Below are 12,390 nucleotides of genomic sequence, written 5' to 3'. Positions count from 1 at the left end.
GCTCGCCCTTCTTTTGTGTTGATAGAGACCCCCGCGTGCCCGACGCCATTCTGCGCCTCGCCCTGCCTTCACCCTTGCGCCGCCTGTTCGACTATCGAGCCCCGGCCGGCGTGCTGCGCGCCCAGTTACAACCAGGCATGCGTCTGCGGGTGCCGTTCGGCCGGCGGGAGATGATCGGGATTCTGGTCGAGGTCACTGACACCAGCGAAGTGCCGGTGGAAAAGCTCAAACCGGCACTGGCCCTGCTCGATACCACGCCGCCACTGCCACCGGCGCTGTTCAAGCTGTGCCTGTGGACGTCGCAGTATTATCAGCACAGCCTTGGCGACACTCTGAGCTGGGCGCTGCCGGTGCTGTTGCGTCAGGGCGAACTGGCCGAAGCGCGGCAGGAACGCTTCTGGTCGATCACCCCCGGCGCCAGCCTCGATGATCCGCGTGTCGCACGCGCCCCGCGCCAACGTGAGGCACTGGCCACCCTGGCCCAACACCCGCACGGCGTTGCCCATCAGTTGCTGAGCAAGCTGATGCTGAGCAAGGACAGCCTCGATTTGTTGCTGGCCAAGAATCTGGTGCAAGTCGACATCCGCCGGCATGCACCCGGTGCACGCCACGAGCACTGGCTCGCGCAGCCGGAATTACCGCTCAACACTGAGCAACGCGCCGCATATGAAGCGATTCGCGCAGGCTTTGACAGTTATCACGCGTTTCTGCTGGCCGGTGTCACCGGCAGCGGCAAGACCGAAGTCTATTTGCAACTGATCCGCGAGACCCTCGAGGCCGGCAAACAGGCGCTGGTGCTGATCCCGGAGATCAACCTCGGCCCGCAGACCCTGGCGCGTTTCGAGCAGCGTTTCAACGCGCGCATCGCTCTGCTGCACTCGGCGGTCAATGATCGCGAGCGCCTCGACGCCTGGCTTGCCGCCCGCGATGGCGAGGCCGACATTATTATCGGCACCCGTTCGGCGCTGTTCACCCCGATGAAAAATCCCGGGCTGATCATCATCGATGAAGAGCACGACGGTTCTTATAAACAGCAGGAAGGCCTGCGCTATCACGCCCGCGACCTGGCACTGGTGCGCGCGCGGCAGGAAAACATTCCGATCGTCCTGGGTTCGGCCACGCCTTCGCTGGAAAGTCTGCACAACGCCTACACCGGTCGGTACGGCCTCCTGCGACTGAATGAGCGCGCCGGCGGTGCCAAGCAACCACGTTTCCTGCGCCTGGATGTAAAAAGTCGTCCGCTGGACAGCGGCATTTCCGGCCCGATGCAGCAAGCCATCGGCCAGACGCTCGCCAACGGCCAACAGGTATTGGTGTTCCTCAACCGTCGAGGTTTTGCGCCGACGCTGCTCTGTCACGATTGCGGCTGGATGTCCGAGTGTTCGCGCTGCGACGCGCGGATGACCGTGCACCAGCGTCACGGCGAACTGCGCTGCCACCATTGCGGTTACGTCGAACGCGTGCCGCGCCAGTGCCCCAAGTGCAACAAGGTTGATCTGCGCCCGGTCGGCGCCGGTACCGAGCGTGCCGAAGAACGGCTGGCGATTCTGTTCCCCGATTACCCGGTGCTGCGCGTTGACCGCGACAGCACTTCGCGCAAGGACGCGATGAATCAGTTGTTCGCGACGATTCAGAAGGGCCAGCCGTGCATTCTGGTCGGCACGCAGATGCTGGCCAAGGGGCACCACTTTCCGCGAGTAACGCTGGTGTCGATCCTCGATGCCGACGGCGGGCTGTTCTCCGGCGACTTCCGCGCCAGCGAGCGAATGGCGCAGTTGATCGTTCAGGTTGCCGGGCGTGCCGGACGAGCGGAAGAGCCGGGCAAAGTGATCATTCAGACGCACTTGGCCGACCATCCTTTATTAGTGCAACTGACCGAGCAGGGTTACTTCGCGTTCGCCGAACAGGCGTTGAGCGAGCGCCGCGCCGCCGGCCTACCGCCGTTTTCACATCTGGCGCTGTTGCGCGCCGAAGCGCACAAGCCGGGGCAGGCCGAAGGCTTTCTCGATGAGGCATGCAGCGAGGCCGAACGTTTGTTGGCTGAGCAGAATCTGAGCGGGATCGAATTGCTCGGGCCGGTGCCGGCACCGATGGAACGGCGGGCGGGGCGCTACCGTGCGCAACTGCTTTTACAGGCGACAGCACGGGGGCCACTGCATCGGTTGCTCGCCACTTGGTTGCTGGTGCTGGAACAGATGCCGAGTGGGCGGGCGGTGCGCTGGTCGCTGGATGTCGATCCCGTGGATCTGTATTGACCTGAAGATCGCCTTCGCGAGCAGGCTCCCACATTGGACCTGCGGCGTTCATACATTATGTGTCTGGCACCGATCCCTTGCGGGAGCGGGCTTGCTCGCGAAAAGGCCCGAATTGTCACCACATATCCATAAGCTGCCTGCTAAGGTTGGCAAGCCCGTCTTCGCAACGGATAATGCCCAGTTTTTCCACCCGCGCATCGATGCGCCGCCGCGCTTGCGGTCGAAAGAGAAGACCATGAAAGACACCATTCGCCAGCTGATCCAACAAGCCCTCACCCAACTCGTCAACGAAGGTGTGTTGCCTGAAGGCCTGACGCCGGCGATCCAGGTGGAGAACGCCCGCGACAAGACCCACGGCGACTTCGCCAGCAACATCGCCATGATGCTGGCCAAGCCTGCGGGTATGAAGCCGCGCGATCTGGCGGAAAAAATCATTGCCGCACTGCCGGCCGACGAGAACGTCACCAAAGCGGAAATCGCCGGCCCCGGCTTCATCAACTTCTTCCAGAACACTCAGGCCCTGGCCAACCGCCTCGACGCTGCCCTGGCTGACGCCCATGTTGGCGTGCGCAAGGCCGGCCCGGCGCAGCGCACCGTGGTCGACCTGTCGGCACCGAATCTGGCCAAAGAGATGCACGTCGGCCACTTGCGCTCGACCATCATCGGTGACGGCGTGGCTCGTGTACTGGAATTCCTCGGCGACGAAGTGATCCGCCAGAACCACGTCGGCGACTGGGGCACCCAGTTCGGCATGCTGATGGCGTATCTGCAGGAAAACCCGATCACCAGCGATGAGCTGTCGGATCTGGAAAACTTCTACCGCGCCGCCAAGCAGCGTTTCGACGAGTCCGAAGCGTTCGCCGACCGTGCCCGTGGCCTGGTGGTCAAGCTGCAGGCCGGCGATGCCGAGTGCCTGGCGCTGTGGACCAGGTTCAAGGACATCTCGCTGTCGCACTGCCAGAAGATCTACGAACTGCTCAACGTCAAGCTGACCATGGCCGACGTGATGGGCGAAAGCGCCTACAACGACGACCTGATCAACGTTGTAAACGACCTGAAAGCCGCCGGCATGCTGGTCGAGAGTAACGGCGCCCAGTGCGTATTCCTCGACGAGTTCAAGAACGCCGACGGCGACCCGCTGCCGGTGATCATCGTCAAGGCTGACGGCGGTTACCTGTACGCCACCACTGACCTGGCAGCCGTGCGCTACCGCAGTGGCAAATTGAAGGCTGATCGCGCGCTGTACTTCGTCGACCAGCGTCAGGCCCTGCACTTCCAGCAAGTGTTCGCCGTGGCGCGCAAGGCCGGTTTCGTGACCCATCCGATGGAAATGGAGCACATGGGCTTCGGCACCATGAACGGCGCCGACGGCCGTCCGTTCAAGACCCGTGACGGCGGCACCGTGAAGCTGATCGACTTGCTCACCGAAGCGCAGGAACGTGCCTACAGCCTGGTGAAAGAGAAGAACCCGACGCTGGCCGAAGACGAGTTGCGCAATATCGCCAAAGTCGTTGGCATCGGCGCGGTGAAATACGCCGACCTGTCCAAGCACCGCACCAGCGACTACAGCTTCAACTTCGACCTGATGCTCAACTTCGAAGGCAATACCGCGCCATACCTGCTGTACGCCTACACCCGCGTGGCCGGTGTGTTCCGCAAACTGGGCAAGGACTTCAGCGAAGTCGACGGTCAGATCGTTCTCGAAGCCGAGCACGAACTTGAGCTGGCGGCGAAACTGGCGCAGTTCGGCGAAGTGCTGAATAACGTGTCCGACAAAGGCACGCCGCACATCCTCTGCACTTATCTGTACGACGTTGCCGGTCTGTTCTCCAGCTTCTACGAGAACTGCCCGATCCTCGCCGCCGAGACGCCAGCACAGATGCAGAGCCGTCTGCGTCTGGCCGCGCTGACCGGTCGCACCCTCAAGCAAGGCCTGGAGCTGTTGGGTCTGGAAACTCTGGAGCGTATGTAAGTTGGCTGCCAAGAAAAAACCTGCACCCAAGCGTGGCGCCAGCCGTTACCAAGCTCCTGCGAAGCAACCGATTCCGGGTTGGCTGTGGATGGCCATCGGCCTGACGGTCGGTGCGTTCATCGTGTTCCTGATGAAACTGGAACCGGGCAAGGGCAGCGACACGGTCAAGCGTGAGAAGGTCGAACAACAGCAGCAGAGAGCGTCGAAAATCGCCGAGGCCAACAAGACCCCGCCGAGCCCGACGCAGCCCGTGAAGCCGAAGTACGACTTCTACACCCTGCTGCCGGAATCGGAAGTGATCGTACCGCCGGACGCCGTGCCGGAGAAAACCCTGCCGACGCCACAAGTGCCGACCACGCCGGTCACCCCGGCGGAAGCGGCGAAAATCGACACGGCACGGGCTCAAGCTGCGCTGTCGGGCATTACCCCGCCGCCCGCGCCACCGGTGGCGAAAGCGGCGCCGGTGACCAAGTTCTTCCTGCAGGCCGGTTCGTTCCGTAAAGAGACCGATGCGGACAAGGTGCGCGCGCAGATCATTCTGCTGGGTCAGTCGGTGGCCGTTGAGTCCGGCACGGTGAAGGATGAAACCTGGTACCGCGTATTGGTCGGTCCGTTCAGCAACCGCGAACAACTGACCACGGCCCAGAAACAACTGGCTGGCGCTGGTTTTAGCAACCTGTTGTTACAACAACGCCAGAATCGCTGATCCCATCAGCGGTACCGCGTCATCACTCTTCGCGAGCAAGCCCGCTTCCACAGGATCTGCGCTAACCCTGTGGGAGCGGGCTTGCTCGCGAAGGCGTCATGGCTGACACCCCGTCATCCTGACACACCCTCGCCGTTCGTCCCCCTGCGCCCTCCCCGGTTGAAATCCGCTTCACCACCCCCATATGAATGGGCATAAGGCATTTTCGCCCCGCAGTGTGGAGACTCTTCCCTTGACCACCATCGTTTCAGTCCGCCGCCACGGCAAAGTCGTCATGGGCGGCGACGGCCAGGTTTCTCTCGGCAACACCGTGATGAAAGGCAACGCGAAGAAAGTCCGTCGCCTTTACCACGGCCAGGTCATCGCCGGTTTTGCCGGTGCCACCGCTGACGCCTTTACCCTCTTCGAACGCTTCGAAGGCCAGCTTGAGAAACATCAGGGCCACCTGATCCGCGCCGCCGTCGAACTCGCCAAAGAATGGCGCACCGACCGCTCCCTCAGCCGCCTCGAAGCCATGCTCGCGGTCGCCAACAAAGATGCCTCGTTGATCATCACCGGCAACGGTGACGTGGTCGAACCTGAGAATGGTCTCATCGCCATGGGTTCCGGTGGCGGTTACGCCCAGGCTGCGGCCAGCGCGCTGCTGAAAAAGACCGACCTGTCGGCCCGTGAAATCGTCGAAACCGCTTTGGGTATCGCCGCCGACATCTGTGTATTCACCAACCACACTCAGACCATTGAGGAGCAGGATCTCGCTGAAGAAGCCTGATACGGCCCCTGTGCCACGGCTTTTTTTGCTTGAGGACCGCCAATTATTATGTCCATGACTCCCCGCGAAATCGTCCACGAACTCAACCGCCACATCATCGGCCAGGACGATGCCAAGCGCGCCGTCGCGATTGCCCTGCGCAACCGCTGGCGCCGGATGCAGTTGCCTGAAGAGCTGCGTGTTGAAGTGACCCCGAAGAACATCCTGATGATCGGCCCGACCGGCGTCGGTAAAACCGAGATCGCCCGTCGCCTGGCGAAACTGGCCAACGCGCCGTTCATCAAGGTCGAAGCGACCAAATTCACCGAAGTTGGCTATGTCGGCCGTGACGTCGAATCGATCATCCGTGATCTGGCCGACGCGGCGATCAAGATGCTGCGCGAGCAGGAAATGACCCGCGTGCGCCACCGCGCTGAAGACGCTGCCGAGGACCGCATCCTCGATGCGTTGTTGCCACCGGCCCGCATGGGCTTCAGCAACGAAGAAGCGCCAAGCTCCGATTCCAACACCCGTCAGCTGTTCCGCAAGCGTCTGCGCGAAGGCCAACTGGATGACAAGGAAATCGAAATCGAAGTCGCCGAAGTGGCCGGCATCGAGATCGCCACGCCGCCAGGCATGGAAGAAATGACCAACCAGTTGCAGTCCCTGTTCGCCAACATGGGCAAGGGCAAGAAGAAGTCCCGCAAGCTCAAGGTCAAAGAAGCGCTGAAACTGGTGCGCGACGAAGAAGCCGGGCGCCTGGTCAACGAAGAAGAGTTGAAGGCCAAGGCCCTGGAAGCCGTTGAGCAGCACGGCATCGTGTTCATCGACGAGATCGATAAGGTGGCCAAGCGCGGCAATGTCGGCGGCGCCGATGTCTCCCGTGAAGGTGTGCAGCGCGACCTGCTGCCGCTGATCGAAGGCTGCACCGTCAACACCAAGCTGGGCATGGTCAAGACCGATCACATCCTGTTCATCGCCTCCGGTGCATTCCACCTGAGCAAACCGAGCGATCTGGTGCCCGAGCTGCAAGGTCGTCTGCCGATCCGCGTCGAACTCAAGGCCCTGAGCCCGGAAGATTTCGAGCGCATCCTCAGCGAACCGCATGCCTCGCTCACCGAGCAATACTGCGCGCTGCTGAAAACCGAAGGCCTGAACATCGAGTTCCAGCCCGAAGGCATCAAGCGCATCGCCGAGATCGCCTGGCAGGTCAACGAGAAAACCGAAAACATCGGTGCCCGTCGCCTGCACACGCTGCTTGAGCGTCTGCTCGAAGAGGTGTCGTTCAGTGCCGGCGATATGGCCAGCACCCATGATGAAAAGCCGATCCTGATCGACGCCGAATACGTCAACAGCCACTTGGGCGAATTGGCGCAGAACGAAGACCTGTCCCGTTATATCCTGTAAGCCATACTTACAGCGGTAGCAGACCCTGTGGGAGCGGGCTTGCTCGCGAAGAGGCCGTGCCAGTCGACATCCATGTTGGCTGACACACCGCTTTCGCGAGCAAGCCCGCTCCCACATTTGAATCAGGGTCGCCCACACAACGGACGCCAGACCATGACCTCAATTCCCACCGACATCAAACTGCACAAAGCCTCGAAAACCCTGACGCTCACCTACGCGTCCGGCGAGGAGTTCACCCTGCCCGCCGAATTCCTGCGTGTGCATTCCCCCTCCGCCGAGGTCCAGGGCCACGGCAAACCCATCCTGCAATTCGGCAAGCTCAACGTTGGCTTGAGCAAGCTGGAACCGGCCGGTCACTACGCACTGAAACTGACCTTCGACGACGGTCACGACAGCGGCCTGTTCACTTGGGAATATCTCTATGAGCTGGGGCGACGTCATGACGCACTCTGGGCCGATTATCTGGCTGAGCTCAAAGCAGCCGGAAAAACCCGCGATCCGGATCAGTCGATCGTCAAGCTGATGCTCTAGTCCCAGCGTCTTGCTCTTTAGAGGGCATTTTCTAAATTCATCTGTTTGAATGCTCTGCTGCGGCGTCGAGGATCGGCCCGCTTGCGAAAAAAATTAAACTCGGGTAACCAATGGAGCTGGCAAGTTCCCTGCAGTGCTCTACGACTGTAAAGCAGCTATGCAGAATTAACGGTCACCCGAGCAGTAGTATCTGGCATTGGCTGTGGAACTGCACAGCAGAAAACCGGGTATTCGTCTCAGGACAATGGAGCGTCGTAGATGAGTAACAAGAATAACGATGACCTGAAGTATCAAGCCTCGGAAAACACTCTGGGGCTTAATCCCGTCGTTGGGCTGCGCGGAAAGGATCTGCTGGCCTCTGCTCGTATGGTGCTGAAACAGGCCATCAGACAACCGATCCATAGCGTCAAGCACGCCACCCATTTCGGTCTCGAACTGAAGAACGTGTTGTTCGGCAAATCCGAACTGCAACCGGCAGGCGATGACCGTCGTTTCGCCGATCCTGCGTGGAGCCAGAACCCGCTCTACAAACGCTACCTGCAAACCTACCTGGCTTGGCGCAAGGAACTCCACGCCTGGATCGACGACAGCAGCCTGTCACCCAAAGACGTCGCTCGCGGCCATTTCGTGATCAATCTGATGACCGAAGCGATGGCGCCGACCAACACGGCAGCCAACCCGGCGGCGGTCAAACGCTTCTTCGAGACCGGCGGCAAAAGCCTGCTCGACGGCCTCTCGCATCTGGCCAAGGATCTGGTGCACAACGGCGGCATGCCGAGCCAGGTCAACATGGGCGCATTCGAGGTCGGCAAGAGCCTGGGCGTGACCGAAGGCGCGGTGGTGTTTCGCAACGACGTGCTGGAGCTGATCCAGTACAAGCCGATCACCGAGCAAGTCCACGAGCGTCCGTTGCTCGTCGTGCCGCCGCAAATCAACAAGTTCTACGTATTCGACCTGAGCCCGGACAAGAGCCTGGCGCGTTTCTGCCTGCGCAATAACGTGCAGACGTTCATCGTCAGCTGGCGCAACCCGACCAAGGCTCAGCGCGAGTGGGGCCTGTCGACCTACATCGATGCGCTGAAAGAAGCGGTCGATGTGGTGACCGCGATCACCGGCAGCAAAGACATCAACATGCTCGGCGCCTGCTCCGGTGGCATCACCTGCACCGCCCTGCTCGGCCACTACGCAGCCCTTGGCCAGAATAAGGTCAACGCCCTGACCCTGCTGGTCAGCGTGCTCGATACCACCCTGGACAGCGACGTTGCCCTGTTCGTCGACGAGCAGACCCTGGAGACCGCCAAGCGCCACTCGTATCAGGCCGGCGTGCTCGAAGGCAAAGACATGGCCAAGGTTTTCGCGTGGATGCGCCCCAACGACCTGATCTGGAACTACTGGGTCAACAACTACCTGCTTGGCAATGAGCCGCCGGTGTTCGACATTCTGTTCTGGAACAACGACACCACAAGGTTGCCGGCCGCGTTCCACGGCGACCTGATCGAGATGTTCAAAAACAATCCACTGATCCGCCCCAATGCACTGGAAGTGTGCGGCACGCCGATCGACCTCAAGCAAGTCACCGCCGATATCTTTTCGCTGGCCGGCACCAACGACCACATTACCCCGTGGAAGTCCTGCTACAAGTCGGCGCAGTTGTTTGGTGGCAAGGTTGAATTCGTATTGTCGAGCAGCGGCCACATCCAGAGCATTCTGAACCCGCCGGGTAATCCGAAATCGCGCTACATGACCAGCGAAGGGATGGCCGCCAACGCCGATGACTGGCAAGAGAACTCGACCAAGCACACGGATTCCTGGTGGCTGTACTGGCAGGCGTGGCAGGCCGAGCGCTCGGGCAATCTGAAAAAGGCTCCAATGAAACTGGGCAACAAGGCGCATCCGGCAGGCGAAGCATCGCCGGGCACTTATGTACATGAGCGGTAATTGACACACCTCATCCCCAATGTGGGGGCGAGCCTGCTCGCGAAAGCGATCGTTCAGCCAGTATCGATATTGACTGACATGACGCCTTCGCAGGCAAGCCCGCTCCCACAAGGGTTAAGGGTGATATTGAGATCGACCCACAGGGCCTGAAGCATGCCGCAACCGTTCATATTCCGTACCGTCGATCTGGATGGCCAGACCATTCGCACGGCGGTACGCCCCGGCAAGCCTCACTTGACGCCCTTGCTGATTTTCAACGGCATCGGCGCCAACCTGGAGCTGGTGTTTCCGTTTGTCGCGGCGCTGGACCCGGATCTGGAAGTGATCGCCTTCGACGTGCCCGGTGTCGGTGGTTCCTCGACGCCGAACCGACCGTATCGCTTTCCCGGCCTGGCCAAGCTGACGTCACGGATGCTCGATTACCTCGACTATGGTCAGGTCAACGTGATCGGTGTGTCGTGGGGCGGCGCGCTCGCGCAGCAGTTCGCCTACGACTACCCCGAGCGCTGCAAGAAACTGGTGCTGGCGGCGACCGCTGCCGGTGCGGTGATGGTGCCGGGCAAACCGAAAGTGCTGTGGATGATGGCCAGCCCCCGGCGCTACATTCAGCCGTCCCATGTCATCCGTATCGCACCGTTGATCTACGGCGGCTCGTTCCGCCGTGACCCAACCCTGGCCGCCAGCCACGCAGCAAAAGTGCGTTCGGCGGGCAAGCTCGGTTACTACTGGCAACTGTTCGCCGGTCTGGGCTGGACCAGCATTCACTGGCTGCACAAGATCCACCAGCCGACGCTGGTGCTGGCCGGCGATGACGATCCACTGATCCCGTTGGTCAACATGCGCATGCTCGCCTGGCGCATTCCCAACGCGCAGTTGCACATCATCGATGACGGTCACCTGTTCCTGATTACCCGCGCCGAAGCCGTGGCGCCGATCATCATGAAATTCCTCGAGGAGGAACGTCAGCGCGCGGTGATGCACCCGCACCCGACACCGCTGGGCGGCTAACCGCTACGGCAGGCTTTATGCAGTGCCTTTTCAGAATGCGTGGCAGGACGCCCCGCAGGCAACAACCCGCAACAGCGACTATGGTGTTCTGGTTCGGTGAGTTTGTTTTTGGCCTGAAGACGAAGGAGTGTTGATACATGCGCGAAAAACCAGCAAAGGGCGTTGTACCCAGCTCCGCCGTGTTCATCAATGCACAAAGTGCGATCGCCGGGCTGCGTGGCCGAGACCTGATCTCGACCCTGCGCAGCGTGGCCGTCCATGGCTTGCGCAACCCGATCCACAGCGCGAAGCACGCGTTGAAACTCGGCGGCCAATTGGGCCGCGTGCTGCTGGGCGAAACCCTGCACCCGACCAATCCACAGGACAGCCGCTTCGCCGACCCGGCATGGAGCCTGAATCCGTTTTACCGGCGCAGTCTGCAGGCGTATCTGGCCTGGCAGAAACAGGTCAAAAGCTGGATCGACGAGAGCAACATGAGCCCGGACGATCGCGCGCGCGCGCAGTTTGCCTTCACCCTGCTCAACGACGCCGTAGCGCCGTCCAATACGTTGCTCAACCCGCTGGCGATCAAGGAGTTGTTCAACTCCGGCGGCCACAGTCTGGTGCGCGGCCTCAGTCATCTGTTTGATGATTTGCTGCACAACGACGGCCTGCCTCGACAGGTCACCAAGCAAGCATTCGAAGTCGGCAAAAGCGTCGCTACCACTACCGGTTCAGTGGTGTTTCGCAACGAGATGCTGGAGCTGATCCAGTATCGACCGATGAGCGAAAAACAGTACGCCAAGCCACTGCTGGTAGTACCGCCGCAAATCAACAAGTACTACATTTTTGACCTCAGTCCGCAAAACAGCTTCGTCCAATACGCCCTGAAAAACGGCTTGCAGACCTTCATGATCAGTTGGCGCAACCCCGATGTGCGCCACCGCGAATGGGGCCTTTCGACTTACGTTGAAGCGGTGGAAGAAGCGATGAACGTGTGCCGGGCGATCACCGGCGCCCGCGAGGTCAACCTGATGGGCGCCTGCGCCGGCGGGCTGACCATCGCCGCTCTGCAAGGGCATTTGCAGGCCAAACGGCAACTGCGGCGGGTCTCCAGCGCGACCTATCTGGTCAGCCTGCTCGACAGCCAGATCGAAACCCCGGCCACGCTATTTGCCGACGAGCAAACCCTTGAAGCCGCCAAACGCCGTTCCTATCAGAAGGGCGTGCTGGACGGTCGCGACATGTCCAAGGTTTTCGCCTGGATGCGCCCCAACGATTTGATCTGGAGCTACTTCGTCAACAACTACCTGTTGGGCAAAGAGCCGCCAGCCTTCGACATTCTTTACTGGAACAACGACAACACTCGCCTGCCCGCCGCGTTTCACGGCGACCTGCTGGACTTCTTCAAGCACAACCCGCTGACCCACCCCGGTGGTCTTGAGGTCTGCGGTACGCCGATCGATCTGCAGAAAGTCACTGTCGACAGTTTCAGCGTCGCCGGCATGAACGACCACATCACTCCATGGGATGCGGTGTATCGCTCAACCTTGCTGTTGGGGGGTGATCGACGTTTTGTGCTGTCCAACAGCGGCCATGTACAGAGCATTCTCAACCCACCGACCAACCCGAAAGCCGCCTACATCGATAACGGCAAGATGAGCAGCGATCCGCGCGCCTGGTACTACGACGGCAAACACGTCGACGGCAGTTGGTGGCCACAGTGGCTGGAATGGATTCAGCAACGCTCCGGCGCCCAGCACGAAACCCAGATGACCCTCGGCAACCCGAACTATCCACCGATGGAGGCAGCACCCGGCACTTACGTGCATGTGCGCTGACGCTT

At 60.9% G+C, this 12,390-nt stretch carries 9 protein-coding genes; all 9 read left to right on the top strand.

Going from position 1 to position 12,390, the window contains the following annotated elements; genetic code table 11:
• Nucleotides 1–35 precede the first annotated feature (35 nt).
• The 9 genes from AACY18_RS01295 to phaC (AACY18_RS01255) all read left to right on the top strand — a co-directional run bounded on the left by AACY18_RS01295 (nt 36) and on the right by phaC (AACY18_RS01255) (nt 12,385).
• Nucleotides 36–2,255, top strand: coding sequence for a primosomal protein N' (locus AACY18_RS01295; RefSeq protein WP_339432958.1), 2,220 nt, complete (start codon nt 36–38; stop codon nt 2,253–2,255).
• Nucleotides 2,256–2,490: 235 nt separating this feature from the next.
• Nucleotides 2,491–4,227 carry an arginine--tRNA ligase gene (gene argS, locus AACY18_RS01290; RefSeq protein WP_339432959.1) on the top strand — a complete coding sequence of 579 codons (1,737 nt, stop codon included), beginning with the start codon at nt 2,491–2,493 and terminating at the stop codon, nt 4,225–4,227.
• A 1-nt stretch (nt 4,228) separates the two neighbouring features.
• Nucleotides 4,229–4,933 carry an SPOR domain-containing protein gene (locus tag AACY18_RS01285; RefSeq protein ID WP_339432960.1) on the top strand — a complete coding sequence of 235 codons (705 nt, stop codon included), beginning with the start codon at nt 4,229–4,231 and terminating at the stop codon, nt 4,931–4,933.
• 232 nt (nt 4,934–5,165) lie between these two features.
• Nucleotides 5,166–5,702: an ATP-dependent protease subunit HslV gene (gene hslV, locus AACY18_RS01280; RefSeq protein WP_003220875.1), complete on the top strand. Its 537-nt coding sequence runs from the start codon at nt 5,166–5,168 to the stop codon at nt 5,700–5,702.
• A gap of 48 nt (nt 5,703–5,750) precedes the next feature.
• Complete coding sequence (gene hslU, locus AACY18_RS01275) at nt 5,751–7,088, top strand: ATP-dependent protease ATPase subunit HslU (RefSeq protein ID WP_339464011.1); 1,338 nt, start codon at nt 5,751–5,753, stop codon at nt 7,086–7,088.
• Nucleotides 7,089–7,241: 153 nt separating this feature from the next.
• The gene (locus tag AACY18_RS01270) at nt 7,242–7,619 is read left to right on the top strand and encodes a gamma-butyrobetaine hydroxylase-like domain-containing protein (protein WP_221731315.1); all 378 of its coding nucleotides are present in this window, start codon (nt 7,242–7,244) and stop codon (nt 7,617–7,619) included.
• A 258-nt stretch (nt 7,620–7,877) separates the two neighbouring features.
• Entirely contained in the window at nt 7,878–9,557 is a 1,680-nt protein-coding gene (phaC, locus tag AACY18_RS01265) for a class II poly(R)-hydroxyalkanoic acid synthase (protein WP_339464010.1), read from the top strand.
• 153 nt (nt 9,558–9,710) lie between these two features.
• The gene (gene phaZ, locus AACY18_RS01260; protein WP_221731317.1) at nt 9,711–10,565 is read left to right on the top strand and encodes a poly(3-hydroxyalkanoate) depolymerase; all 855 of its coding nucleotides are present in this window, start codon (nt 9,711–9,713) and stop codon (nt 10,563–10,565) included.
• A 137-nt stretch (nt 10,566–10,702) separates the two neighbouring features.
• Nucleotides 10,703–12,385, top strand: coding sequence for a class II poly(R)-hydroxyalkanoic acid synthase (phaC, locus tag AACY18_RS01255; protein WP_339432963.1), 1,683 nt, complete (start codon nt 10,703–10,705; stop codon nt 12,383–12,385).
• The last annotated feature ends 5 nt before the right edge of the window (nt 12,386–12,390 follow it).

It is taken from the genome of Pseudomonas sp. EA_65y_Pfl2_P74 (assembly GCF_963970575.1).
Classification (GTDB): domain Bacteria; phylum Pseudomonadota; class Gammaproteobacteria; order Pseudomonadales; family Pseudomonadaceae; genus Aquipseudomonas; species Aquipseudomonas baetica_A.
Note: the sequence above shows the minus strand (reverse complement) of the source record. Positions and strands in the feature narration are given on the sequence as shown.

Excerpts from the sequence above, each read along its gene's own strand:
- argS (WP_339432959.1), top strand. The coding sequence starts at position 2,491 with ATGAAAGACACCATTCGCCAGCTGATCCAACAAGCCCTCACCCAACTC.
- hslU (WP_339464011.1), top strand. The coding sequence starts at position 5,751 with ATGTCCATGACTCCCCGCGAAATCGTCCACGAACTCAACCGCCACATC.
- AACY18_RS01270 (WP_221731315.1), top strand. The coding sequence starts at position 7,242 with ATGACCTCAATTCCCACCGACATCAAACTGCACAAAGCCTCGAAAACC.
- phaC (WP_339464010.1), top strand. The coding sequence starts at position 7,878 with ATGAGTAACAAGAATAACGATGACCTGAAGTATCAAGCCTCGGAAAAC.
- phaZ (WP_221731317.1), top strand. The coding sequence starts at position 9,711 with ATGCCGCAACCGTTCATATTCCGTACCGTCGATCTGGATGGCCAGACC.
- phaC (WP_339432963.1), top strand. The coding sequence starts at position 10,703 with ATGCGCGAAAAACCAGCAAAGGGCGTTGTACCCAGCTCCGCCGTGTTC.